24 protein-coding genes are annotated in these 26,022 nt (G+C 60.6%); 5 read left to right on the forward strand and 19 right to left on the reverse strand.

Annotated features, from left to right (window positions below; all coding sequences use genetic code 11):
- Window positions 1–33: 33 nt before the first annotated feature.
- The 3 genes from NMAG_RS04920 (at window position 34) to NMAG_RS04935 (ending at window position 2,408) form a co-directional block, all read left to right on the forward strand.
- A complete protein-coding gene (locus tag NMAG_RS04920) occupies window positions 34–507 on the forward strand; it encodes a MaoC family dehydratase (RefSeq protein WP_004216872.1) in 474 nt (157 codons plus the stop codon).
- Between the two features lie 5 nt (window positions 508–512).
- A complete protein-coding gene (locus tag NMAG_RS04925) occupies window positions 513–1,310 on the forward strand; it encodes an enoyl-CoA hydratase/isomerase family protein (RefSeq protein WP_004216873.1) in 798 nt (265 codons plus the stop codon).
- A gap of 558 nt (window positions 1,311–1,868) precedes the next feature.
- Complete coding sequence (locus tag NMAG_RS04935) at window positions 1,869–2,408, forward strand: Lrp/AsnC family transcriptional regulator (RefSeq protein ID WP_004216878.1); 540 nt, start codon at window positions 1,869–1,871, stop codon at window positions 2,406–2,408.
- A 15-nt stretch (window positions 2,409–2,423) separates the two neighbouring features.
- Here NMAG_RS04935 and NMAG_RS04940 read toward each other — a convergent pair whose 3' ends face one another.
- The 5 genes from NMAG_RS04940 to NMAG_RS04960 form a co-directional block, all read right to left on the reverse strand.
- Entirely contained in the window at window positions 2,424–4,382 is a 1,959-nt protein-coding gene (locus NMAG_RS04940; protein ID WP_049916411.1) for a 3-hydroxyacyl-CoA dehydrogenase/enoyl-CoA hydratase family protein, read from the reverse strand.
- A 153-nt stretch (window positions 4,383–4,535) separates the two neighbouring features.
- The gene (locus NMAG_RS04945) at window positions 4,536–5,597 is read right to left on the reverse strand and encodes a phosphotransferase family protein (RefSeq protein ID WP_004216882.1); all 1,062 of its coding nucleotides are present in this window, start codon (window positions 5,595–5,597) and stop codon (window positions 4,536–4,538) included.
- 743 nt (window positions 5,598–6,340) lie between these two features.
- Window positions 6,341–7,336, reverse strand: coding sequence for a cytochrome d ubiquinol oxidase subunit II (locus NMAG_RS04950; protein WP_004216883.1), 996 nt, complete (start codon window positions 7,334–7,336; stop codon window positions 6,341–6,343).
- Window positions 7,329–8,801, reverse strand: a complete 1,473-nt coding sequence (locus NMAG_RS04955; RefSeq protein WP_004216884.1) for a cytochrome ubiquinol oxidase subunit I — start codon at window positions 8,799–8,801, stop codon at window positions 7,329–7,331. Before NMAG_RS04955 ends, NMAG_RS04950 begins: the two co-directional genes overlap by 8 nt.
- A 416-nt stretch (window positions 8,802–9,217) precedes the next feature.
- Window positions 9,218–9,982 carry a helix-turn-helix domain-containing protein gene (locus tag NMAG_RS04960; RefSeq protein ID WP_004216885.1) on the reverse strand — a complete coding sequence of 255 codons (765 nt, stop codon included), beginning with the start codon at window positions 9,980–9,982 and terminating at the stop codon, window positions 9,218–9,220.
- Between the two features lie 279 nt (window positions 9,983–10,261).
- On the opposite strand from NMAG_RS04960, the gene NMAG_RS04965 reads away from it, so the two are divergent.
- Window positions 10,262–11,107 carry a universal stress protein gene (locus NMAG_RS04965; RefSeq protein WP_004216886.1) on the forward strand — a complete coding sequence of 282 codons (846 nt, stop codon included), beginning with the start codon at window positions 10,262–10,264 and terminating at the stop codon, window positions 11,105–11,107.
- A gap of 180 nt (window positions 11,108–11,287) precedes the next feature.
- Here NMAG_RS04965 and NMAG_RS04970 read toward each other — a convergent pair whose 3' ends face one another.
- The 14 genes from NMAG_RS04970 to NMAG_RS05030 all read right to left on the reverse strand — a co-directional run bounded on the left by NMAG_RS04970 (window position 11,288) and on the right by NMAG_RS05030 (window position 24,953).
- On the reverse strand, window positions 11,288–11,560 hold the full coding sequence (locus NMAG_RS04970) for a HalOD1 output domain-containing protein (RefSeq protein WP_004216887.1): 273 nt from the start codon (window positions 11,558–11,560) through the stop codon (window positions 11,288–11,290).
- A gap of 188 nt (window positions 11,561–11,748) precedes the next feature.
- A complete protein-coding gene (locus NMAG_RS04975) occupies window positions 11,749–14,070 on the reverse strand; it encodes an amino acid permease (RefSeq protein WP_004216889.1) in 2,322 nt (773 codons plus the stop codon).
- Between the two features lie 617 nt (window positions 14,071–14,687).
- On the reverse strand, window positions 14,688–15,737 hold the full coding sequence (locus NMAG_RS04985) for a sulfite exporter TauE/SafE family protein (RefSeq protein WP_004216892.1): 1,050 nt from the start codon (window positions 15,735–15,737) through the stop codon (window positions 14,688–14,690).
- Between the two features lie 3 nt (window positions 15,738–15,740).
- Window positions 15,741–15,878: a DUF7512 family protein gene (locus NMAG_RS21990; protein ID WP_004216893.1), complete on the reverse strand. Its 138-nt coding sequence runs from the start codon at window positions 15,876–15,878 to the stop codon at window positions 15,741–15,743.
- 27 nt (window positions 15,879–15,905) lie between these two features.
- Window positions 15,906–17,081: an MBL fold metallo-hydrolase gene (locus NMAG_RS04990; RefSeq protein WP_004216894.1), complete on the reverse strand. Its 1,176-nt coding sequence runs from the start codon at window positions 17,079–17,081 to the stop codon at window positions 15,906–15,908.
- Between the two features lie 202 nt (window positions 17,082–17,283).
- Entirely contained in the window at window positions 17,284–18,330 is a 1,047-nt protein-coding gene (locus tag NMAG_RS04995; RefSeq protein WP_004216895.1) for an NAD(P)/FAD-dependent oxidoreductase, read from the reverse strand.
- A 103-nt stretch (window positions 18,331–18,433) separates the two neighbouring features.
- Window positions 18,434–18,736, reverse strand: coding sequence for a hypothetical protein (locus tag NMAG_RS05000; RefSeq protein WP_004216896.1), 303 nt, complete (start codon window positions 18,734–18,736; stop codon window positions 18,434–18,436).
- Between the two features lie 158 nt (window positions 18,737–18,894).
- The gene (locus NMAG_RS05005; RefSeq protein ID WP_004216897.1) at window positions 18,895–19,572 is read right to left on the reverse strand and encodes a peroxiredoxin; all 678 of its coding nucleotides are present in this window, start codon (window positions 19,570–19,572) and stop codon (window positions 18,895–18,897) included.
- Between the two features lie 202 nt (window positions 19,573–19,774).
- Window positions 19,775–20,620: a DUF1641 domain-containing protein gene (locus tag NMAG_RS05010; RefSeq protein ID WP_004216898.1), complete on the reverse strand. Its 846-nt coding sequence runs from the start codon at window positions 20,618–20,620 to the stop codon at window positions 19,775–19,777.
- Between the two features lies 1 nt (window position 20,621).
- Window positions 20,622–21,794, reverse strand: coding sequence for an NAD(P)/FAD-dependent oxidoreductase (locus NMAG_RS05015; RefSeq protein ID WP_012996457.1), 1,173 nt, complete (start codon window positions 21,792–21,794; stop codon window positions 20,622–20,624).
- A gap of 224 nt (window positions 21,795–22,018) precedes the next feature.
- Window positions 22,019–23,119, reverse strand: coding sequence for a rhodanese-like domain-containing protein (locus NMAG_RS05020; RefSeq protein WP_004216901.1), 1,101 nt, complete (start codon window positions 23,117–23,119; stop codon window positions 22,019–22,021).
- A 739-nt stretch (window positions 23,120–23,858) separates the two neighbouring features.
- On the reverse strand, window positions 23,859–23,984 hold the full coding sequence (locus NMAG_RS22630; protein ID WP_257719844.1) for a hypothetical protein: 126 nt from the start codon (window positions 23,982–23,984) through the stop codon (window positions 23,859–23,861).
- 58 nt (window positions 23,985–24,042) lie between these two features.
- Window positions 24,043–24,783 (reverse strand): HAD family hydrolase, encoded by a 741-nt coding sequence (locus NMAG_RS05025; RefSeq protein WP_004216902.1) that lies wholly within the window; start codon window positions 24,781–24,783, stop codon window positions 24,043–24,045.
- Window positions 24,783–24,953, reverse strand: a complete 171-nt coding sequence (locus NMAG_RS05030) for a hypothetical protein (protein ID WP_004216903.1) — start codon at window positions 24,951–24,953, stop codon at window positions 24,783–24,785. The genes NMAG_RS05025 and NMAG_RS05030 overlap by 1 nt, the downstream gene beginning before the upstream one ends.
- 236 nt (window positions 24,954–25,189) lie before the next feature.
- Between NMAG_RS05030 and NMAG_RS05035 the strand changes: the two genes are divergently transcribed.
- Window positions 25,190–25,966, forward strand: coding sequence for an SDR family NAD(P)-dependent oxidoreductase (locus NMAG_RS05035; protein ID WP_004216904.1), 777 nt, complete (start codon window positions 25,190–25,192; stop codon window positions 25,964–25,966).
- The last annotated feature ends 56 nt before the right edge of the window (window positions 25,967–26,022 follow it).

The following is a 26,022-nucleotide window of genomic DNA, read 5'->3' on the forward strand; positions in this document are numbered from 1 at the left end:
AAACTATTTGTAGACTGGTTCGAAGCTCTAGGTATGGCATACAGTTACGAGCCACACTACTTCGAGGATTTCGAAGAAGGCCAGGAGTTCGAAAGCGTCGGTCGGACCGTCACCGAGGCCGATTTCGTCATGCACTCGGCGCTGTCGGGCGACTGGACCGAACTGCACACGAACAAACACTACGCCGAGGACGGCCCCTTCGAGGGGCGCATCGCCCACGGCCCGATGACGTTCGTCCAGGCGACCGGCTTCGTCTACCGGACCGGCATCGTCGAGCGGACCGCCTTCGCCTTCCTCGGGATGAACTACATGGACCTCCCGAACCCGGTCTACATCGGCGACACGCTCTCGCTCGAGATGGAGGTCACCGAGAAGAAGGACGTCAGCAGCCGTGACGACGCCGGCCTCGTCGTCCTCGATACCGTGATGACGAACCAGGACGACACTGTCGTCTTCGAGGGCGACATGAAGTTCCTCATCAAGACCACAAGCGGCGAGTCGGCCTAGAACAGATGCGGGTTCACGACGACAACGCCGTCCGCTACCTCACGTTCGACCGCCCCGACAGCCGGAACGCGTTCACCGCCGAGGTCGCCCGCGAGCTGGCGGCCGAACTCGAGTCCCTCGACCCGAACGACCTCGACGCCGTCGTTTTGACGGGCGAGGGACAGGCCTTCAGCGCCGGCGGCGACATCGAGGCGATGGCCGAGCGCGACGAGACGCCACAGGAAGCCGCCGACCGGGTTCGGGAAACCGTCGGCCGGGTCGCCGAACAGCTGCTAACGAGTTCGGTGCCGATCATCGCGAAGGTCAACGGCGACGCCGTCGGCGCGGGTCTCTCGCTCGTCGCCGCCGCGGACTTCGCTTACGCCGCCGACTCCGCCAGATTCGGCGCGACGTTCATCAACGTCGGCCTCGTCCCCGACATGGGCGGCTCGGTCACGCTCCCGCAACTCGTCGGGCTGCGCACCGCAAAGGACCTCGTGCTCACCGGCCGACTGATCGACGCCGAGACGGCCGCAGACCTCGATCTGGTCAACGAAACGGTCTCCGACGACGATCTCGACGACCGCGTTGCGGATTGCATCGAAACACTCGCTGCAAAGCCGACCGCCAACATCGGCCTCGCAAAGCGCGCCATCCACGACAACCTGGGCCGGTCGTGGTCGGATGGACTCGAGTACGAGGCACTCACCCAGTCACTGGCGTACGGGACGCCGGCACACGAGGAGGGCGTGGATGCGTTCCTGAATCGGCGGACGCCGTCGTTCGACGGGAGTGCTCGTGAGGACACGGACCAAAATAACTGAGGTCTGATATACATTCCTATCTGATTGTTCATACCGATACCGGCTGAACGAGCGGCAGTGACACTCGCTCTGGGAACGGATCTCGAGTGAGCCGAAACCACTGCGTAGTGATTCGTTCATCGGGACCAATCACGACTGTTATCTCTTGTATCTGCGTCTGGTTCGGCTTCCGGTAGAACACTCACCCAGAACGGAGCAGGCCCTGGTCTGTCACAGGGCGTCTGCGTTTCACGCCACGTGGTGTTCGTTTGGCTCACGTTATCCTTCGCTGCAGTTGCTGAGTTCGCCACTCTTCCCACAATATTTCTTACTAATTCGGTAACCCATCATTTCGGGTTCTCTTCTTGACTACTCCCAAAGTGACTTTACAATGGAAACGAAACAGAGTCACCGTCTGAACGATCGGGCTGATCAACGGGCGACTGTGAAGCCCCTCTGGCCACACGTCACCCTGGATCAGCTTTCGACTGCAGTCACAGCCGGCACGGCCGACGTGGCCAGTACGTTCGGCCCTGACGATACCCAACGGCCCCTACCGACCCACGACACAGACCACAGATGACATACGAATCCACGAACGACGACGCACCGAGCTGGGAGTTCAAAGACCGCGACATCGCCATCCTCTGTGAACTCTCGAACGACCCGCAACTCTCCTCGCGCGAACTCACGACCGTACTCGAGGAGCAGTACGACATCGACGTCTCTCACGTCACCGTCAGCGAGTCCATTCGCCGGATGCGTGACGAGGGCGTGTTCCGTGAGGCAATCATCCCGAACGAGGAGTACTACATTTTTGCGCTCTTCGAGTTCAAGTTCAACGCGGAGAACTTCGCTGACCGCTGGCGGGACGCGATGGAGCACATCAAGCAGGACAAGCACACGCTGTTTTTCTTCCTCTCGGACGGCGAGTACCAGTGGAAGACGGTGATGATGTTCCGCAACCGCGAGGAGGTCTCGCGGTGGATTCACGACTGTTACACGGAGTACGGTGATGTAATCGCGAACGTGCGCAACTCGGCGGTGCACAACGTCCTCAAGTTCAAGACGGATCCGCGAATCTACGAGGATCTGGGAGAGGAGCGAGCTGACGAGTAACAAGTAACGAGTCCGTTACTTTCCGTCGAACTCAGGCTCGCGATCCTCCGCGAACGCAGCCGTCCCCTCACGCATGTCCTCGGTCGTAAACAGGAGTCCAAAGCCCTGGCTCTCCATCGCGAGCGCAGCCTCCAGACTCGCGTCCTGGCCCTCGTTCATCACCTTCTTTGCGACCTTGAGGCCGATCGGCGGGCCGGTTCGCAAGTCGTCGAGGAACTCGCCGACCACGTCGTCGAACTCCTCGCGAGCGACCGCGCGGTTGACCAGCCCCCACTGCTCGGCGCGGTCGGCGTCGATGTGGTTCCCACGGAAGACGAGTTCCTTTGCCCGCGTTTCGCCGAGTACGCGCATAAGGCGCTGCGTGCCGCCCCCGCCGGGAATCAGTCCGAGACCAATCTCTGGCGCGCCGAACGACGAGCGCTCGGTCGCAAGGCGCAGGTCACAGGCAAGTGCGAGCTCGAGTCCAGCCCCAAGGCAGTAGCCGTCGATCTTGGCCACGACGGGCCGCGGGAAGTCGTTGACCGTCTCGAAGGCGGGCGTCACGTCCATCATGTCAGTTGGCTCCGTCCCGCCGAAGCCACCGATGTCCGCACCGGCGCTGAACGCGCGGTCGCCGACGCCCTCGATGGTGACACAGCGCACGTCGTCGGTGTCGACCGTCGAGAACAGGTCGTCGACCTCCTCGAGTAGGTCGCCTGAGATGGCGTTCATCCGGGAGGGGCGGTCGAGTTCGAGTGCGAGCACGCCGTCCGCGAGGTCGACATTGATGTTGTGGTACGAATCCAGCGCGCCGTCGTCGGTGTCGTACTCGTAGAAGCCCTGTCCGGCGTCTTCGCCGGTTTTGTCCTCCTCGACGAGGTCCTCGAGATAGGAGTGTGGTTCGAATCGGTCTGCGCCGGTCTCCTCGTGGAGCGTTTCGAGTTTCCCGAGAACGGTGTCCAGTCCGATCTTGTCCGCGCGGCGGCAGATCCCCTCAGGGAAGCCAAGGCCAAGCTGGACGCCGGTGTCGACCTCCTCGGGTTTGGCGACGCCCTCGCCGACGAGGAACGCGGCGCGGTTGACCATGCGCGCTTCGACGCGGAGCCAGTCGAAGTCGCCCGCGTCCTCGGGCTGGTAGTCCGCGCCGTCGCCGTTTGCGTAGTCGTAGAATCCCTTCCCGGTCTTCTGGCCGAGTTCCTCGGCCTCGACTTTCTCCTCGGTGATCGGCGGGATCGGGCTTCCGCCCTCCTTGCGGACGTGGTAACCCACGTCGATCCCGGTCAGGTCAGCGAGTTCGAACGGTCCCATCGGGTAGCCGCGCTCGTGAGCCATCGTGGCGTCGGCCCCTCGGATGGTCGCCTCGCCCTCCGAGACCATGAACGCGGGCTCGCCGCCGAACGGACCGACGATGGTGTTGACGACGAAACCGCGGACGTCCTTGCGGACGTAGATCGGCGTCTTGTCGATCGACTCGACCCACTCGTAGCCGGCGTCAGCGACCTCGTCCGTCGTCTCCTGACCGTAGATGACCTCGACCAGGTCCATTTTCACCGGCGGATTGAAGAAGTGCAGGCCAAGCACGCGCTCGGGTGTGTCGAGGACTTCCGCGATGTCCGAAATCGGCAGGCTGGAAGTGTTCGTCGCGAGCAGCGTGTCTTCCGTCGTGAACTCCTCCAGATCGCTGAAGATGTCGTGTTTCAGTTCGAGATTTTCGGGTGCGGCCTCGATGACGAGATCCGCGTCGGCGACTGCCTCCTTCAGGTCAGTCGTCGTGTCGATCCGGCCGAGGACGGTGTCGGCCGACTCGGCGAGCAGGTCCTTCTCCTCGAGTTTCTCGAGGCTCCAGGCGATCTGCTCGTAGCCGTCGTCGACGAGGTCCTGCTCGATGTCGCGCATCGTGACCTCGTAGCCGCCCATGGCGGTGACTTCGGTGATGCCGTGTCCCATGTTCCCCGCGCCGAGGACGGTGACGCGGTCGATGCTGTCGAATGACATACGCGATTCGTCGACCGGGAGTGCCTTAACTCCACCGGCGAAAGTTACCATCGTTAAGTCCGGGGAGTCCAGTGTAACAGCTGTTCGCTGTCGGCGCGCTTGTGTGAACTTGAGTAAGACTGCTCTGGGATGACGGGCTGATCGACGGCGCGGTCAGAGCGGTTCCTCTCCGTCGATGATTCGCTGTGCGCGCGCGGCGAGTGCGGGAACGCGGTCTTCCATCTTCGGGTACATCGGATCGTCGCTGTTTCCTTCGAGGAACCGCCGGAAGAACATCTCGCCGAGGCCGGCGAGCTTGTACACCGCGAGTGCACGGTAGAAGCGCTCGTGTTCGAACTCGAAGCCGGTTTGAGCCTCCCAGCGGTCGACGAGTTCGCGGCGTGTCGAGTACCCCTCACGTTCCATGAATCGGGTCGTCAACTCCGGAATCGCCGGCTCGGGATCCTTCGCGTCCCGCCAGTAGGAGAGCATCCAGCCAAGGTCGGCCCGTGGATCACCGAGCGTCGCCATCTCCCAGTCGAAGACGCCGATCAGCTCCGGCAAGTCGCCGGGACCGAACATCACGTTGTCGAGTTTGTAATCGCCGTGGACGAGCGTGTGCGGGTGCTCGTCGGGCGCGTTCTCCTGGAGCCACGAGCCGACCTCGTAGAGGGCCGGCACCTCGCGCTCCTCGGCCGTCACCTCGAAGGCCCACATCAGTTGCTGGCCCCAACGTTCGACCTGCCGGTCGGTGTAGCCCGGTGGATAACCGAACTCCTCGAGACCGACGCCCTCGTAGTCAACGGCGTGGATCGACGCCAGCGTGTCGACAAGTTCCTCACCGATCCGTGCTCGCCTGTCGGGGTCGGCGAACCGCTCCGGTTCGCCCGCCCGGAGCACGTCGCCCTCGAGTTGGTCCATGACGTAGAAGTCGCTCCCGATGACGTCGTGGTCGTCACAGGCGAGCAACGGTTCGGGAACGGGCACGTCGGTGTCGACGAGGGCGTTCGTGACGCGATACTCCCGGAGGACATCGTGTGCGGTGTCAGCGGTTTCGCCCGGTGGCGGCCGGCGGATGACGAGATCGCGGTCGCCCCAGGTGACGAACAGCGTTTCGTTCGAGTGGCCCTCCTGGTGTCGCTCGACCGCGTAGTCGTCGACCTCGCCGAGGTGCTCCGTGAGGTAGGCCGCCAGTGCGTTCTCGTCGACGAGTCGCTCGTAGTAGTTCTCGCTCATGATGTGCAGGTAGGTGTCTTGGCGCGATGGCCGCTCAGCACGGTCGTCTCCGTTGGATCCCGGTTCACAAATGCCATGGATATGTACGGTACTACCTCCACTCTCCTTAACGAAAATAGTTACGACGAGAATTTGCCTTACAATGTTTATGGTGGGGTGGGGCGTGAGATCACGACAACGATCGGGCACGCAAACTCACCGAGACATCCGTGAATTCGTCGACGGGGAGCCCAACTCCGTCGGCGCGAGCGACCTGGGTTGGGCGACTTCGGCTTGATCAGTCATCAAATAGTGGTTAGTCGCATCACTGCTCAGACCGAGAGAGCGGCTAAAGAACAGTTACGAAATCATATAAACACAGTATAATGACTGAAACACGATATATTCTGGATAGGGCTGGTCGACAAGCGTACCTCTGACCGAAAATCGCCACCAAACCGCTTGAAATACAGATTTCGCCCGACGGCAATTTGATGTCCCTCGCTTGTTTAGAAACGATGCAATTGAAACGCTGTGCAATCAAAGAATGCAAAACAGAGAGGTAAAGACGTTTGTTGCCACGCTTTCTCTGATAAGTGCCCGGGAATCGCTGTACGCCTTTCTTACTAGACTAACATAATAATGTTCGATATTACATCTCTGGCTTCGACTATCGACTGTCTCGGTCCCGACCAGCGGGGTGTAGCCGGCGGTCTGCTCGCACCCCGTCGTTCGAACGCCGATTCGATCGGGCCCGAATCGATTTACCCGTAACTCTGTTCGGGCGTCGCCGGTCCGCTGAAGAGGGAGTACAGAAACAGGAAGTAGCCAACGATGATCGGCATGAAGATGGCCGCAAAGATCGTCGTCATGTTGAGCGGGAGCGGAGAGACGACGGCATCACGGACCGAGAGTCCGGCTGCGGGATCGATCGCAGGGTAGAGCAGCGTTCCGACGAAGACGACGAACGCGGCCGCGAGTCCTGCCGCTCCGAGAAACGCCGCGTGGTAGCGCTCGCGGAACGCGGCGAAGACGGTGGCAATCGAAAACACGACCGTGGCGACAACGATCGCTGCAGTCGACGCCGACAGCAATACGGTGTGGAGGCCAGGGTACTGGACGAACAGCGTGATCGCCGTCAGTACGAACAGGCCGACGTAAATTCCCGTTGCTTGACGCCCACGTCGCGTGACGTGATCACGGAGTTCCCCCCGCGTTTTGACGCCGAGAAACGCTGCACCGAGAACGATCGAGAGCGCGACGACCGTCACGCCGACGACGAGTGGGGCGATCGCCAGCGCGGAGGCCTCGCCAAGCACCCAACTCGCGACGAACACGCCGAGCAAGAAGGGTGACGCGATGCTCCCGGCAACGAAACAGGCATCCCAGAAGCGAACCCACTCCTCGTCGTCGCGTTCCTCCCGGAGTTTCGATCCCAGTCCGCGCAGGGAAAGCGCCAGCAAGATCGCAAACACCAGCAGGTAGTGACGCGACAGAATGTTGGCGTAGACCGCGGGAAAGCCGGCGAACAGCACCGTCCCGAACAGGACGAGCCAGACTTCGTTGGCCTTCCACAGCGGGCCGAAAGCCGCGAGCAGCACCTCTCGGTCCGACTCGTCAGCCTCGGCAAACAGGATGCCGAGCCCGAAGTCGAAGCCGTCTAGCAGGAGGTACACGCCGAGCGCGAAGACGACCAGCCCGAACCATACCTCTGGCAACGACTCGATCATGTACGACGAGTCCGAGAGTATCTCAGTCATCGGCGGTCACCCCCGGTGAGTCTGGGCGATTGTCCTCTTCGATCCCAACCTCGTGTCGGGACGCTTCCTCGTCCACGATCCGTTTCAGGACGTACAGGAAGACGCTGAACAGCAGTACGTAACCGATCACGAACGCGATCAGTGTCAGCGTCGCCTCCGTGCCTGAAAGCGGCGGTGAGACCCCCTCTGCGGTCGTGAGCACGTCCTGTATGATCCAGGGCTGGCGACCGATCTCGGCGACGTACCAGCCGGTGATCAGGGCGATGAACCCGAGTGGTGAAGAGACCATCAGCGCCTTCAGGAGCCGATCATCGTCGGCGAGCCCACCGCGCCAGAGCCGGTAGGTCCCCCAGGCCCCGAGCGCGATGAACCAGAAGCCAAGTCCGACCATGACCCGGAACGACCAGAACACCCAGGCGACGGGCGGTGACTCGTACTCGAAGTCGTTGAGCCCGGTGATCTCGGCGGTCGGATCACCCTCCGCCAGGAACGACGCCAGGTGCGGGATACTGATCGTATAGAGATTATCCGCTCGCGGATCAGTAATCGACTCAAGTTCAGTTGGAATCGCGATCAGGTGGAGGTCGGCCTGACCGGTCTCGTAGTGGGCCTCCATGGCGGCAAACTTGTGGGGTTGGGTTTCGGCGACGTGACGGCCGTACATGTCGCCGTGGATGGCCTGGAACGCCGATGTCAGGAGCAAGACGACGACGGTAACGCGGAGGGCGGTCTTCCAGACCTCGCTGTCGCGGTTCTTCCAGACGAAGTAGGCGGCGATGCCAGCGATCAGCAGGGTCACCGAGATGACCGCGGCATTTTGCATGTGGACGTACATCCAGGGGAATCGTGGATTGAAAAACGCCGCCATCGGATCGGTAAGCTGGGCGATCGGGAGGCCGTCTTCCATCACGACCTCGTACCCGCGTGGCGTCTGCATCCAGGAGTTGACGACGAGAATCCAGAACGCAGAGAGCCAGGCACCGAGTGCGACCATGAACGACGAGAGCGCGTAGAACCAGTCGGAGACGCGCTCACGGCCGAACAGTAAGACGCCAAGAAAGACGGCCTCCATCATGAACGCCATCTTGGCCTCGAAGGAAAGCGGGCCGCCGATCAGTTCGCCGGCGGTCTGTGAGAACGCCGCGAAGTTCGTCCCGAACATGAAGCCCATCGGGATGCCGGTGACGGTTCCCATAATGAATCCGACGGCGAAAATTTTCGTCCAGAACTTTCTGAGACGCGCGTAGCGTTGCTTTCCCGTCCGAACCTCCTGGACGGTGAAATAGACGAGAAACGGTGCGAGTCCGACCGAGAGTGCAGCGAAGATGATATGGATCGTAATCGTCCAGCCGAACTGGATCCGGCTGGCGAGTTCCGGCGTGAGAAACGCCAGTATCGGCCAGATCTCGGTCGTTAAAACCGTAAGTACGGCGTCGGTTGCCGACGTCGGTTGGCTAGCGTGCATATGGTGTCACTCGATATCCGTGCGTAGCGGTTCAGCCATGGTAAGTAATTCTTCGTCTATGTCCAAGTTTCGATACCCAAACCACGCTAATCATTCGGATAAAAGCACATTCGATTGCCGAACCACAACCTAGTGTTGTGAAATTTTGGTAATTATAGCGGAGAATGAACCACGATGTGACGATACCGATCAGACAGCCGCCTCAGAGTTGATCTGCGGGTGTATCGACGATGAAACAACAGGGACAGCTATTCGCGGTCTGGGCACGCGTTGGCCATTCGCGGTCTGGGTACGCGTTGGCCATTCGCGGTCTGGGCACGCGTTGGCCATTCGCGGTCTGGGTACGCGTTGTGGCAGCGACGTCGACTCCGAACGGGGACCGATAACTGTTCTGAGCAGGGTCGCGAAGACGAACGTCAACTTCCCAGAGCGTCGTCAGTCTCGGCATCGGTATACCGGCCCAGATACCGCTTGACAAGTTTCGACTCGGCCATCCGAAGTCGATAGGAGAGCGTCGACTTCGGGATATCGAGTTCGGCCGAAAGCTCCCCAACCGTGACTTCACGGGGCCGTTCGTAGTACCCACGTGCAGCCGCCTGTGCGACTGCCTCTCGTTGTGACCCGGTCAACTCGTCATCGACGAACGCGTCTCCGTGCCACTCGGTCGCTTCTCCGAGCTGTCCAGCCTCGACGGTGACACCGTTCCTGCAGGCCGTTTCGATGTGTTCGAACAGCTCACCGACCGCTTCGTCGGACCGCATCAGGAGCCGCCACCGTTCCCGACCATCGTGCTGTCTTCGCTCGATAATCGTTCCCCGCTGGAGGTGTTCCGAGGCGATATTGTAGACTGACTGACAGTCGCAGATGTCTTCGACGTAGACGTATATTAGCCGCTGTCTCGGTGCACACTCGAGGCGATAGGAGGTACTCGTCCCACAACATCGATCCGTTCCGATTGCTCGCGGGAGATAATCACGGTCCTCGAGGACCGTCTGGAGGCGGTCGGCCACTTCCGGTGGGCCCCTGAGCTGGACGAGTCGCACGAACGACGTCCGACCGGTCGTGACGTCGATCGTTAGTGCTTCGAGATTCGGGTGGCTGTGATACATGTCTGCCACCGGGTCTTCGCCTTCGTCGTACGTCAGCGTGAACGTGAACTCGCGAAGACGATCCGTCTTCATCGTTCTGGACAGAGAGCCCGTAGTACAGTCTGGACCCGATTCGGCGTCGGTCGTGACGGGTGGTCAGACCGGCTGTCGGGCGTAACGGTAGTGATCATACAGGTTGTGGCTAGGGAGTTGCGACGCCTAAAGGAGTCGAACGGGACGATTTTCGGTCAATTGCGGAGTGGATCGTCGAGTAGCGGAAAATGTTGACGGAAGGATGGGCGACGATCGACCAGGGTCGCTCTAGATGCGTGAACCATCACAAATAGGTAGTGCCCGAGCCGAGTAGAACGTATGAAAGCAGTCTACGCGACAGACCTGTCTGCAGCCAGTGAAGCCGCGATCGAAACCGAGACGTGTCTCGACTGTCTCGGCCGAATCGGCGTCGATGAACTCCATCTCGTCACGGTCGTTCCGGACAACGTCCACGCCGGAACGCCTGGCATCGATCACGTGAAGCGGCGGCGACGAACACTCGAGCGCTATCAGCAGGTGATCGAAGCGGTCGGACTCGGTGTCGAAACCCACGTCGTCCGTGGGACACCCCATCGTCGGATCAACGGCATCGCGGAATCGATCGGAGCCGACCTGTCGATCGTCGGGTCACGTGGGAAGAGTCCACTCGAGAACCGACTTATCGGATCGACGACGCGGAACCTCGCACGGACGACGGTCGTTCCGTTGCTCGTCAACCGAATCGAACGCGGGGTCGATGAGCCACAACTCGTCGAGAAACACCTGTTCGAACGAACGCTGTACGCGACGGACTTCTCCGAGAACGCGGACCGCGCCTTCGAGTCGTTCTCCTATCTCCATCACGCGACCCAGGAGGCGACGCTCGTCCACGTCCAGACAGAAACCAGTCCAGGTCCTGACGGGGATGACGACCCCGAGCAGCGACTCGCCGAACTAGCTGGTCGACTCGAGGAGTGGGGTGTCGATGCCACCACGGACGTTCGAGACGGTGATCCCGTCGACGAAATCCTCGCGGCCGAGACCGAATACGAACCGACGACGACCTTGCTCGGCTCGCGTGGCCGGAGTCGGATCCGGCGACTGCTGCTTGGGAGCGTCTCCGAATCGGTCATCGCGAACGCAGACGGGAACGTCCTCCTCGTTCCGCCGGGACGAACCGCCTGATCGACTCGCTTTCTGGTTACACCGACTGCAGCCGCTACTTGCGCAATCTGCGGACGACGGATAGTTGATGAGGCGGACGAGGCTGTCGGAGAAGGAGTTCCATCGTGTTCCTATCGTTCTCTCGAGACCGATCCACCCGTTCACTGCAGCTACGAACTGCTCAGCAATTAGTTACAAACGTTAAGCCTCCTCTACTGTCAATTTGGAATTTGTCATTTCCACCTGGTACCCCTCAATATCGAGGCGCACAGAAACGTCTCCATCGCCGGACACTAGTTTATCGAGGGCATCAGGATCAACGTGGTCGTATAATCTAATTCCACGATCTATTGAAAGCGATTCTGGTTCGACCTCTTCAAACGTTGCAATCGCTTCGGTAGTTACGAGACTCGGTTTCGAGTTTCTGTTCTCATCTCGCAGGCTAACCTCTATTGTCTCGCTAGACTCCCCCATGACTAGTGGTATCATCGGCGGCGGATTGTTTGTTCTGGTTTGACCATCGAAACCGGTCTCTGGTCCACTGTACTACCTGTAAGTACCGTTTGATGGGAATTATGAGGAGACAGACGAACGGTTGCCTTCAGGCTGTGTCAGATATTAACACGGACCGAGACAGAAAAACCACGAAGGGACGGTGGTCGTCAGTTGAACAGATGATTCATCAACAGCCGCTGGAGAAGGCCGGAACGACGGCCGTCGTGGGTCTGGACCATAACGGCAGTCGTGTCCACACGTTCGACGAGTCGATTACCCGGACGCCCGAGGAGCCGTGCGCTCATTCCGGTGCGGTCGATGCCAGTTACGAGCAGGTCGGCATCGCCGACGAATCGCGCCAGGCCAGCGATCTCGTCGTCGGTCTCGATGACGGTCGATCGGGCCGGTACCGTCAGTATCGAGAACAGTTCTTCGTGATACCGTTCGATCGTCTCGCGCTGGCTCTCCGGGGCGTCCGCCGAAATCGCCTGCAAGAGATTGATTTCGGCACCCGTCTCCTCGGCGACCGCGTCGGCGAACAGCAACTTCAGTGGATCGTAGGCCCCGCGGTTGGCGACGACGGTAACTTCGTCCGCGCCGTCGAAGCCGTCGTCGTCGACCAGCAGCACGTCACAGGGTGCGTTCTCGAGTAGCCAGTCAGTACCACCGCCGAACAGCCGCTGGTGGAACTGTGCCCGGTCGCGTTCGGCAACGATCAGATCGTAGTTGCCGTAGGTAGCGAAGTCGACGATTGCCCGGTTGTGATCTTCGCTGTCGATCTCCCGGTACTCGATACGCGTGTCCGTCACCGGTCGCCGATCGTCGTCCGTGGCTCCGCCGGACGTGCGTGCCGGTCGATGGACGTCGTGATTCTCGGGGAACCACGACGGGGTCTCGTCACCGGAGGGAAGCCACTCGGGCGGATCGTCCGCGAACACGTCGGCGTGATCGCCGTCGAACATCCGATGGGGGACGTCGACGAACTCCACGACCGAAACCGTCGTCGACCGGAGCCGTCCCATGTCGGTTGCCATCCGAAGCAGATCACGTCTGGCATCGGGAGACGTATTATCGGTAATCGCCACGAGAACGTCGTACTCCTCGTCCGACTCGAACAGTTCTCGCGTTCGGTCGAGCGCACTTCGGCTGACGTTCTCTCGAGCGCCGGCCCGTGCTGCTCCTTCCCGGTCGATCCGTGGTCGGGCGTAGCCAACGTACCAGGCAATCGAGACGAGCGTGATGGCGACTGCGCCGAGGAACGGGACCGTTCCCATCTGCGTGAGGACGATCACGCCGCCGCCCATCCCGACGAGTTGGGTCCAGGGATACAGCGGCGCGACGAACTCGGGATCGTAGTCGTCGACAACACCTTCACGGAAGCCCACGACGGCCAGGTTTACGAGGATGAACACGAGGATCTGGAACGCCGATCCGAACTTCGCGACCTGTTCGATCGGCAGCGTCGCGATCATGACCATCATCACGCCGCCAGTGACGGCGACCGCGAATGCGGGGGTCTTGAATCGGTCGTGAAGGTGTTCGAATCGTTCGGGAACGAGGCCGTCGCGGGCCATCGCGAACGGGAATCGCGAGGCAGACAGCAGGCCTGCATTCGCCGTCGATGCCAGTGCTAGCAGCGCCGCGATAACGATTATCACCGCACCAAACTCGCCCAGGACAGCCTCGGCCGCGTACGCGATCGACGCGACCTCTTCACCACCCTCGGGAACGAACCCGCCACCGGGTGAGAGGTCGGGTGCGACACCGATGGCGACGTAGACGATCAGCACGTAGAGGGCGGTCGTTACCAGCAGCGAACCGATCATCGCTCGCGGAATCGTCGTTCCGGGGTCTTTGACCTCTTCGGCGACCGCAGCGACCTTGATCACCCCAGCGTAGGAGACGAACACGAGTCCCGTCGCTGCGAGGATTCCCTCGGATGCGAGATCGAACGAGCCAGCAGTCTGCGATGGCGTCACGTCGGGGAGGCCACCGACCACGAAGTACCCCATAGCCAGCACCATCACGCCGACGATCGCAAACTGGAGGCTGCCGGTGCTTTTCGTACTGACGACGTTCAGGATCGTAAACAGCAGCGCCAGCCCGAGCGCGATCGGAAGAATGTACTCCGCGAGCCCGGGTGCGACGTAGACGAGGTACGGGATGCCGCCGATCAGCGCGAGTGCGCCTTTGAACGAGAGCATGAACCAGTTCCCGATACCGGCGATCGTCCCGAGCAATGGCCCCATTCCCCGCTCGACGTAGACGTACGAGCCGCCGTCTTCCGGCATCGCCGTTGCCATCTCGGACGCCGACAACGCTGCCGGCAACACGAGCAGTCCTGCGATCAGGTAGGCGAGGACCACTGCCGGGCCAGCCGACGCATACGCGATTCCCGGGAGGATGAAGATGCCGCTCCCGACCATCGCACCGATCGCGATCGCTGTCGTCGCTGGGAGACCGAGATCGCGCTGCAAATCGCTCGTCATCGCTTGCCATCACCTCGCCTGGAGCTGCCGGTCGTGACTCTCCGGTCTCTCGTCGGCCGTTGCTGGCACAGTCGTCCCCACTCGTACTGCCGGATCTGGGGGTTCGCTGTTCCAACCTGTCGAACGCTCGTCAGTGGTCTCTGTCCGGCAGTATCACTACGAGACCGGAAGTAACAGGTCGTGCACCGATTCCATCGTGTTCGTGTCATTGTATATGAGTGTGTGTCTAGATTCGTTCTGATTACAGCGTTGAGTCTGTGAAGTGGGCGCTCAATCGTGTGGCATGAAACCGCTTGATAGCCTTATCGTCCGCGTCCGTCTGCGCGAGTAACGTCGTGCAGTCACTGCCCTGCAATCCGTGATCGCTGGCCCACACATCAGCCGTGCCGTTCTGGTGGGTGTACAGGCCAACGATACAGCCGACGGGAATCACGGCGAAACACGCAGCAGTGCGGTATCGATGGCCCCGGGTAGTTCATACTGCCGGACAAAACGATACATACGCCGATCGCACTCGAGACGCCGTCGCGGGACGCGACAGGTGCCGAGACGTGATCGAATGTATGCTGGCTGTTGTCCGGTAGTAGCAGTGCTGTGCTGTCGTCCCCGCGGAGACATCAGTCGCCTCCGTCAAGGGTCGTTTGCGCGTGTGATTCGTCCGATCCGGTTTGCTGAACGACCTGGTAGAGGATCATCGCGGCGACGAAAAACGACGACCCGACTAACAGGAGGACGCTCACGAACTCGAGCGAACCGGTGCCGAGCCAGTCGGAGAGTTCGGAAAGCGCGATGCCGATACTGGCAAACACCATCATGAGCCCGAAGTAGACGATCACGTCGTTCTCCTCGACGATCGTCGTCGCCGCGGAGCCGATCTTGGCGCCGAGGGCGCTGCCGACCAGCAACAGCGAGACGACTGTCAGGTCGACGCTGCCGGACATGCCGTAGGTGAAGGTTCCGAACGCACCCGAGAACAGCCCGGCGAACAGGCTCGTCCCAACCGCGGCCGTCAGGGGTGTGCCGATCAGGTAGTGGATGGCGGGCATGCGGATGAAGCCGCCACCGACGCCGATCAGCCCCGAGACGAGACCGACGCCGCCGCCCGCGCCGGAGATCGTCCACACCGAGGCCCGACCGCCGGAGGTCAACGAGATCATTGGTGGCACGTTGTACGACTGGATCTTCTGTCCGATCGCTGGGATCTCGTCGTTCGCGTCGCTCTCGTCGTCCGTGTCGCTCTCGTCGTTCGCGTCGCTCTCGTCGTTCTCGAGGTTGTAGGCGCGTCGCAGGAACAGCGCCCCAATCCCAGCGAGCAGGACAATGTACGCGATTCCTGTGACGACTTCGGCGATCCCCAGTGCCTCGAGGGCGAAGACGAGCCGACTGCCGAGTTCGATCCCGACCGAGAGGACGACGAACAGAATCGCACCGAGTTTGTAGTCGACCTGGCCGATGTCGTAGTGTTTCAATACGGCGATGACGGAGGTGCCGAAGTAAAACGCCAGCCCGCTGCCAATCGCAACCGAGGCCGGGTAGTCGAGGATCAACAGGGTCGGCGTGATCAGGAAGGATCCGCCCATCCCGAAGAAGCCGAATAACACGCCGACCATGAAGCCGAAGCTCACGAACAACGCGAGCAGCGGCAGGCTGAGTCCGAGTATCTCCATCGATTAGTTCACCTTGTCGGAGCGGATCGTCTTGATGATCGACTCGAGCCAGCCGTAGGCGACATAGAGGGCGATCGCCTGTACGAGGATGAAACCGACGACAGCGAACGCGCCGATGATTCCCCCTTCGATTCCGATCATAGTCGTGTAGATAGGCGTGTCCTCGAATTAATCGTCAGCGACAGCGCTGTCTTCGGTCGCGGCACAGCGGTTGGGACCAAGCTCGAGTTCGTTACGCTCGTCCTCGTCGTCGGGTTCGTAGACGCCGAGGTTCGTCTTGATGACCTTCTCGTAGTTCGGAGGCTTGGATGGGAGGTTGTCGAACATGTGTTCGACGAACTCGTCTTCCTCGAGTTGGATGATTTCGTTTTTCGCCCAGATCTCGCCGACGGTCGAGAACATCGGCATGCCGGGTTCGACGTCGATGTACTCGCCGCAGTTGGTCAGCGAGAAGTGTCCGGGCAGGATTTTGACGTGATCGGGCATCGTGGCGATCTTGTGCTGGAGCGTCTCGTACTGGACGCGAGCGCCGGATTTGGCGTCTTCGCCGGCGAACTGGAGTTCGGTGCGCCCGATCGATTCGACGAACAACGTATCACCGGTCAGCAGTGCCTCGTCCTCGACGAGATAGGCGGTCATACCGGTCGTGTGGCCCGGCGTATGAACCGCCTTGATGGACACGTCGCCGACCTCGACGGTCTCGTTGGGTTCGATCGGGTCGAACTCGAACTGTGGATCACGTGTGTTGGCGGGCTCGCCGAGGTGGTACGGAACGCCATACTTCTCGGCAAGGCCTCGTCCCGCGGAGATGTGATCGGCGTGGATATGGGTGTCGAAGACGCGATCGATCTCGTAGCCGCGTTCGGCGGCAGCGTCCTCGAAGGCGTCGGTCGCACGGGTGACGTCGACGAGCGCGGCCTTGCCGGTGCGCTTCGAACCGATCAGGTAGCCCAGACAGCCCTTCGCACGACGCTGCAACTGGAGGAGTTCGAGGTCATCCCGCGTGGTCGCGATTGGGACGACATCGTAGACCAGGCTCCAGTCTTCCATCCCGCCCTCGACGTGGGCGACGTTCTCGAATCCCTCGACCTCATCGAGGTACGCGGCGAACTTGCCAGCCGAGCGCCCCGTTGCACACGTGACGACGATCTCGTCGTTCGTGTCGTACGCTTCGGGGTCGAAGTCACCAACGAGTTCGTCGTCACTACCGGAGTACTCGACGTTTTCAGCCTCGGCGATGCGCCAGTCCTCGTAGTCTTCCGGTGCTCGCGTGTCAAAGAGCACGTCGAGGTTGTCAGCTTCGATTCGGTCTCGTAGCTCTGCTGCCGAAATGGCCTCTGGCATACAGTACAAACCTCGAACTGCCCAATATTAAGACTTCGAGCAGCCAGAATAATTGGTCCTTTCGGGCAGTCTGTGACGAACTCGGGGCAAGAAGGGACAGAAGTTGCCGACACTATAGTAGCCACTGCAAGTCAATGCACACCTGATCGCCAGCCTGCTCGGCGATCAGTGTGTAAATAGTTGCAGTTGTTACTATAGAATGTTACTTGGTATCAGGGTCGTCCGGAGAGTGTGCGTGACCGTCGTGTTCGACTGCCGTTGTGGCGAGTTCAGCGGAGAGTGCCGGCACGTCCGCATCAGTAACCGAACCCTCCGTCTCGAACTCCTCGAGTGAACGCGGAAATGCTCGTAGTTCTTTGTGGATGGTAATGCCGGCGATTGCGCCCTCACCCATCGCAACCGGAATCTGGCTGTATCCCGGCGTGAGGTCACCGACCGCGTAGACGCCGTCGACCGACGTCTGGCCGTGGTCGTCGACGGCGACGGAACCGTCTTCGGTGCGCTCTATGTCGAGTCCCTCGACGACCTCGTCGTGGTAGTCTGAACCATACATTGGGAAGCCGCCGCTGTAGGCACGAACCTGCCCGTCTTCGAACTCGAAGGATTCGAGCCAGCCGTCGTCGTTCTTGTTCATCCCTGTTATTTCTGCAGTGACGACATCGACAGGATGGTACTCGAGCATCGTCGCCGTCTCGTCGCTCCAGGACGGGTCCTCGCCTCGGGTGAGCAAGTCGACGTCGTCGGTGAAGTTCAACAGAATCATCGCGACGTGTGCGCCAGCCTCGCCCGCCCCCATCACGTAGACCGGTTCGTCGACGAACATGAAGGCATCACAGAGGAGGCAGTAGTGCAGTCCCCGACCGGTCGGCGGGAGCGGTGGATCGGGCCGTTTGTCGGCAAAGCCCGTTGCGAGAACGACCCGAGAGACCCGATAGGATTCAGCATCCGTCTCGACGCGGAAGCCGTCATCGGCCGCCTCGCCGAGTGGCGTCACCGACTCGACGAACCCCCGTTCGACATCGGCGCCATATCCCTGTACCTGTTCGCGGGCGGTCTGTAGCAGTTCGTTGCCCGAGACCGCTTCCGTGATCCCGATCACGTTGTGCGTCTCTTGCATCATTGCGGCACGTCCACCGCCCCGGTCGATGACCACTGTATCGAGTGCCAACCGTGTCGTGTACAGCGCACTCGTCAACCCAGCGGGCCCGCCACCGACGACTGCAACGTCGTAATCGAATCCCGTATGCATGTGTCGAAAGATGTCGTCGGACAGGTAAAAATGTATCCTAACGGGTGTCTAGTCCCTTCTCACGCGCCCTGCAACATCAGCGCAACCTCCACCTGGCGACGTGTTACTCGAGACACGCAGTTACCATCCGTTCGGAAACGTCTGGCCGACCCGTCGCGCTCATGGCCAGAACAATGCCGGCTGTCGAGAGGCCAGCTTCGTCGAGCGTGCGGGCCTCTGCTTCGGCGTCCGAGAGACCACGTTCGTAGTAGTGTTCGTTGATCCGATCGTGGTGCTGCCGGACGAGTTCGAGTGCGAACTGTTTGACTGACGACTGTTGGCCGTCAGTCGACGGGCCGCCGGCTGCAAGCTCGTTAATCCGTTCGACCAGCTCATCAGGGTCGCTGCTCACGGTAGCTTCACCCATACATCACTCTCGGTGGTGAAGCTACTTATACGCTTTCGACAGACTGGCGGCTCAGACTCGTGTTGTCGCCGACAAAAATGAAACTGGCAGGGAGTGAGCCCGGTCTATCGTGGAACAGACTCAGCCGGGCAACTCACCGTCTCGTCACAGCGATTCGCTTACGACTCGAGTTCTTTCAGCGTGAACCACCAATCGTAGGACTCGTAGCCCTCCTCGTCAGCCTCGGCAGTTCGTGCTTCAGCCTCGTCGACGGTTCCTGGCGGTGAGAGCAGGACCTTATCGCCGAAGTTCTCGTTCTCGGGCCAGTTGGCCGGCAGTGCGACACCTTCCTGGTCGGACGTCTGGAGTGCTTCGAGCGAGCGCAGCACCTCGTCGACGTTGCGGCCGATCTCCTTGGGGTAGTAGAGAACCTGGCGCGTGATCCCATCAGGGTCGACGATGAAGACCGCACGGACAGTCGATGACCCCTGGCCGGGATGGACCATCCCGAGCGCGTCGGCGACATCGCCGCTTTCGTCGGCAATAATTGGGAAGTCGATCTTCTCGTCGATCTCCTCGTCGATCCACTCGGTCCACTTGATGTGTGAGTGGACGCGGTCGATCGAGAGGCCGATCAGTTCGGTGTTCAGCTCTTCGAACGCCTCGCGGCGCTGTTCGAAGCCGACGAACTCCGTCGTACAGACCGGCGTGAAGTCACCGGGGTGACTGAAGAGGATAAACCACTTACCCTCGTAGTCGTCCGGAATCGACTTTGGACCGTGGGTCGTCTCTACCTCGAGTTCAGGGAACTGGTCGCCGATGAGTGGGAATCCACTCTCGTCGCTTTCGTCAGTCATTGCGTTTTGGCTTACGGACCCACCAACTATAACTCCTATTCAAAAAGAAATCTTTTCCCTTTCCTCATTCAGGTCCGGGAATACGGGTGGTTTTTTCTCCATTCGAAAACGGCTCCGTGGGTGGCAATAACGTACGCTGGTGGGACATAGGGCCGAAAACAAAACGAAACAAACGAAACAAACGAAACGATCTGCACTGCACCTAGTTCGACCGTGCCGACCCCATCCGCCGAAGGAACTCGACGAGAACACCGAGCCCCTGCCGGACGTCGTCGTCGCGAAGCGCACCGAGCATCCCCAGCAGACCGATCTTTTTCGGTGGTTCCTCCTCGGTGAACGCACCGAGACCCGACTCGACGGAGTTGATGAGTTCCTCATCGCCGAGCTGACACCCTAACACGAGCATATTCCCGAGATTCTGTCCGAGCTGATAGGGCTCGAGGTCGGCGTCGGTGTAGGCGTGGCTGAACCCAGCGACCATCATCCGAAGCTCCGTGATCGGCTGGCGGTTCTCCTGGACGACCGCCACAGCCTCGGGCACCAGGTCCTCCGCGAGTTCGTAGGTTACGTCGAGCAACTCGAGTAGTTCGATCAACGTCTCCTCGTTCTCACCGAGTCGTTCGAGCAGCGTGAGCGTCTCCTCACGTTCCAGTGCGACCCGGATCCGCGCGATCGTCTCGCGGTTCTCGCGAACGATCGTCTTGAGTTCCGGAACCAGATCGCCCACGAGTTCGTCGACGACCTCGAGCAGTTCGAGGAGTTCGACGAGCGTATCGGCGTTCTCGCCGACCCGCTGGACGAGCACGAGCGTTTCCTCTTGCTCTAGGGCCGTCCGTAACTCGGCGATGGGCTCGCGGGAGTCGTGGGCTGCCTCGCGGAGTTCGGGCGCGAGATCAGCCGACAGCTCCTGGACGACGACGAGCGTCTCGAGAAGTTCGGCGAGTTCCTCGTCGTTTTCCTCGAGCGTCTCAGCGAGTTCGTTTACTTCGGCGGCCTCGAAGGGCGTATCGTCGAAGTCACCGTCTACCGATTGGTCTTTCTGAGCCATGTTACGGAAGTGGATCGTAGCCTTTCATCCAGGCGTCCCAGTAGACCGACGGGAGGACGTTGACGTCCATGATCCAGTTCATCTTGCTCTCGACGGGCGCGGAGATTGGCCCCTCGTAATCGAACTCGGCGATCAACGCCTTGCCCTTCTTGGTGAGCAACGGACAGGCAGCGTAGCCGTCGTACTCCGCGAGCATCGGCTGATCGTTTAGCAGCGACGTCAGATTCTTCGAGACGACGTGTGCCTGTTTGCGTGCGGCCGCGGCCGTCTTCGAGTGAGGGGCGTTCTCACAGTCTCCCAGCGCGAAGACGTTGTCGTAGTCGTCGTGCTGGCAGGTGTGTTGGTCTATAGTGATGTACTCGCCGGACTCGGAGCCGTCCGCAAGCGGCGATTCCTCGGTAATCGCTTTCTGGCCGAACTGTGGAGTGACCGGCGCGTAGAGGTCGTATTCGATTTCTTCACCGTCAGCACCGTAGACGACGCCCGCGTCGGGGTCGACCCGGTCGACGGAGAAGTTCTCGACGAACTCGATATCACGGTCGTCCCAGATCTCGTACAGTTTGTCGCGGTAGGGCTGCACGCCGAAGTGGTGTTCGGCGTTTCGGGTCATGATTACCTCGACATCGTCGCGAATACCCTGTCGACGGAAGTAGTCCTCCGCGAGCATCGTCAGTTTCAACGGGGCACCCGGACACTTGATCGGCGTATCGGGCTGGGTGACGAGGAACGTCCCACCGTCGAAATTCTCGAGGGCCTCGCGCATCTGGAGGGCAGCCTCGTAGTGGTAGAACGGGTAGACGTCATCGTGTTCTTCCCAGGCTTCGACCAGTCCCGGCATCGCGCTCGGATCGAGTCGATGTCCGGTCGCGACGACGAGGTAATCGTACTCGAGTTCGCCCCCGTCCTCGAGCGAGACGGTTTCCTCGCTAGGGTCGATGCCGGTGACGGCGTCGTGAACGAACTCGACGCCCGGCTTGAGGAGCTCATCGACGTCTCGCGACTGATCGGGTTCGAGGTAGCCAAACGGGATGAGGTAAAACGACGGTTGGTAGTAGTGATCGGTGCTCTTGTCGACGACGGTGATGTCGGCCTCGTCCGCGTCCAGTTTTCGGCGGAGAAGGTTCGCGGTCATCGCACCGCCGGAACCAGAACCTGCAACGACTATCTTAGCCATACATCATCGAATAAGGGTGCTATAACACCTAAGTCTGTACGTAGGCGAAATAATGCCGACTGACAAACGACAACTGGCTCGTTAGTGAAAATATTGCGGGAACCTGGATGGGTCGCCCCGGCGCGATCACAGCGTGGGTACTCGAGGGACGACGTGGGTACTCGAGGGACGAGACGCCGGGCGGTGATCGGGAGTGGAAAATCAGACCGTCGGTCACGTGCCGATCACTCGTCTGTCTCCGTTTCGACGGGGACGTCGATGAGGTTCCCCCATTCGATCCACGACCCGTCGTAGTTGGAAACAGTGTCGTAGCCGATCAGTTCGGAGAGGACGAACCAGACGATCGACGATCGTTCGCCGACGTGGCAGTACACGATCGTCTCCGTGTCCGGGTCGACGCCGTGGTGGTGGAACAGTCGTTCGAGTTCGGATCGATCCTTGAACCGGCTGTTCTCGTCGATTACTTCCGACCACGTAATATGGACGGTGCCGGGGATGTGGCCCCCAACACGGGCCTCAGGGAGGACTTTGTCTGGTGGCTTCGTTCGGTCGCCCTCGTACTCGAGTTCCGATCGAACGTCGACGATCGTCACGTTTTGTGCGAGCGCCGCTTCCACGTCGGTTCGGTAGGCGCGGATCTGTTCGTTGGGAGTGGGTGCCTCGTACGTCTGCTGGGACACGTCCGGTTCGTCGGTCGTCATCGGACCGCCGATTTCCTCCCATCGGTGCTTGCCACCGTCGAGGAGCCGAACCTCGGTATGGCGGTAGTATTTGAGCAGCCAGAACAGATAGGCTGCATACTGGTTCTGGTGCGTGCTGTAGACGACGATCGTACTCTCGTCCGTGATCCCACGGTTGCCGAGGTACTCTTCGAAACACCGCCTGTCGGCGATTCCGCAACCGTCGACGTCGACGAGGTCGGCGAGGACATCGATTTGCACGGCGCCTGGAACGTGGCCGTCGTCGTACTCACCGTCAGCTTCGACGAGTCGAAGGGACGGATCGTCCCGTTTGAACTCCTGGAGTCGCTCCTCGACCCACTCGGGAGAGACGAGCACTGTCGAGTCGCTTTCGTCACCGGCACCGGCGGATGTCCCGGTCAGTTTGTAACACGTCTGCCGGCCGTCGTGAAGCGCTGGCGACGAATCGAGGAGTTCGGCTTCCTCGAGCTGGTCGAGTCCATAGCGGGCCGTCCGTGACGAGAGCATCGTCTCCTCGGTCAGCCCCTTGAGGGTCATCGGCCCGTTATCTGCGAGCGTTTTGTAGATGAATTTTGAACTCGGTGGGAGGTCGTCGAGCGCCTCATCGGGTTGGGTTTCCGCCATGGCTGAACTAGATGTGCCTACGGTTTGTACCTATACAGCTTTTTCGTCCCGACAACGAGCGCGGCGCCACGACCGTTCCAGTCAGCCGGCTCGGGCGCTTGTTCCCACGAATATTGCGATACCGTTTACAATAGTATGTCTGTAAATGGCGTAAGTACGATCAATAATTGCTCGTTCGGTCAACGAGCGCTCTGGTATTGACTGCGAGGCGTCGTTCGCATCCCTCCGCACGATTTCCATTGATAGGCCAATATAACAAATTCAAACTATAGTATGTATACGAACATATACTGGGTCGCTCACCTGTGTGGATAATTAGTACTGAAATGGATTTATGGGGCGCAGAGGCGGCTCTAACGGCAGAAATGGTCTTTCTACCGACGTGCGAGGGATCCTCTGTCGACGGCTCGGAAATCAATACCGTTCCTGGATAATCTAGCGAAGGTATCGATCTACAGCCGTCATTTTGCATTCGAGGCCAGGATGTGTGTTTTGGGGACTCACCGAAATCCCCAGCGTGACTCACAGGCCAATATTGATTATCTAAACAGTATATTTAGAAAAGTACCAGAATGAGTTCATTTATTGAATGGGTATACTACCTCCACGTGCGCTCGTCCAGAAAGGGCGTTGTTCCCGTCAGTGAGGACGTCCGCTTTCCCACGCGCAGGTGGCCCCAGGCATCTTCATAGCCGTGACAGTAGTTACAGCGTATCGAGGCGAAAGCCGTGGGAGGTGGTCACTGCCGGGATCTGTTGCGAGAGCGGGCAGTAATGCCGTCCGCCGAATCGTCGGTTTCCGTGATCGCGCCCGCCGCGTCGACGGCACGATCAACGTTGTCGAGGCGGTACTCGAGAACCGCCACGAGGAACGAGCTTTCGTGCGGGTTCTATGGCGTCGAAATATCGACCGCCGAAGCCGATTCAGCGATCGCCTTCGACAATTGCAAGCACCTCCTTCGGAGACTCGATCCGGTAGGAAACGGCGGGACCCTCCTTGGCCCCGAAAGCGACGCCGTGAATGTTCATCCGCGCGGCGCCACGCACGTCGTGATCGTATCGATCACCGATCATGAGCGATCGTTCGGGGGTGACGTCGGCCTTTGTGAGGGCCGTCTCGAACATCGCGGGGTGAGGTTTGGTGTGGCCGACCTCCTCGGAGGTCGTAATCGAGTCGACGTGCCGGCGCACGCCGACGTACTCGAGTATCTCCTTTCCCTCTCGGTCGTCGACATCGCTGACGACGCCAACGTGGAGGTCACGCTCGGCCAGCCGTGCGATCGTCTCCGGTGCGCTGGGGACAGGTTCAATCGACGCCTGTACGGCCTCCTGGAACGGTGGCTTCCACTCGTCCATCGGTACTTCCTCACCGACGATGGCCTCGATGCCCCGGTGGTAGCCCTCGCGGGCGGCCCGGAACGCCGTGCCATCGCGCTCGCGGAAGTAGTCGCCGACGGTCGTGCGCCAGATATCGATCGCTTCCTCGAGCGAGAGAGCGACCTCGTGGCGCTCGATGAGGTCGGCGACGAACTCGGCGTGGGCGGCCTGTACGGACTCGAGTTCGAGGATGACGCCGCCGATGTCCCAGAAGACGGCCTCCCAGTCGTCCGGGTCCGCGGGCGGGTCGGGTGGCTGGACCACCGCCTCGTCGCGGTCGCCGCTCATCAGTCCGCCCTCCGGATCGTCGGTCGATCGACCTCGTCGACTTTCTCGCGGGCCTGCTCAACGCGGTGTTCGTAAGAGGCGTGAAACGCCGGCTGTTCCGCTTCGAGCATGCCGCGGCGTGACACCTCAACCTGTCTGTTCGGTCCGTACTGTGGATTGTCTGTGGTCATGGGTCCGTTCGTAAACGGGTCGGGTCGTTGAGTACTCGTCCCCGACCGTCGTCATACGTCGTCACTTACTCGTCTCCGACCGTCGTCACCCCGTTTATGCGTGCGTATGGCTGACAGTGGCTACCCGGACACTTAACAATAGGGCACACACAATCATCTTTATTAACAGTGTCTCCGTATTGTCTTCTACAACTAACAATGGTAATGGAAACGGCCGCAGTTGCGGGTGTTCGGACGTGAGTACGAGCCAGTTCAGTGTCGACGGCGATGTCGCCATCATCACCGGCTCCTCGAGTGGCATCGGGAAGGGGATCGCAGAGCGCTTCGCTGCGGACGGTGTCGACGTGGTGGTCTGCTCACGCGAGCAGGAGAACGTCGATCCGGTCGCTGCGGCGATCAACGACAGTGAACTGCCCGGTGAGGCACTCGCACTCGAGTGTGACGTGACCGACCGCGAGGCCGTCGAGGCGCTCGTGGAGGCAACTGTCGAGCAGTTCGGCGGCCTCGACGTGCTGGTGAACAACGCGGGTGCGTCGTTCATGGCCGACTTCGACGATATTTCCCCGAACGGCTGGAAGACGATCGTCGACATCAACCTCCACGGGACCTACCACTGCACTCACGCGGCAGCGGAGTACCTCAAAGACGGTGGCGGCTCCGTCATCAACTTCGCGAGCGTCGCCGGCCAGCGCGGCTCGCCGCTGATGAGCCCCTACGGCGCGGCCAAGGCGGCGGTCGTCAACCTTACGACGACGCTGTCCTACGAGTGGGCTCACGACGATGTGCGCGTCAACTGCATCGCGCCGGGCTTCGTCGCGACGCCGGGCGTCGAGAGCCAGATGAGCGTCTCCGCCGAGAACATCGACCGCGAGGAGGTCGCGCGGCGTATCGGCACCGTCGACGAGATCGCGGACATCACCCAGTTCCTCGCCAGTCCGGCCGCCTCCTACGTCGTCGGTGAGACGATCACTGCACAGGGTGTTCCACAGATTAGCGAGGATCACGAGGTGTGAACGCCGCCCGCTATCATCACCAGTTCCCACACACTCAAATCACTGTCAGTCGATTA

The organism is Natrialba magadii ATCC 43099, assembly GCF_000025625.1.
GTDB classification, from domain to species: Archaea; Halobacteriota; Halobacteria; order Halobacteriales; family Natrialbaceae; genus Natrialba; species Natrialba magadii.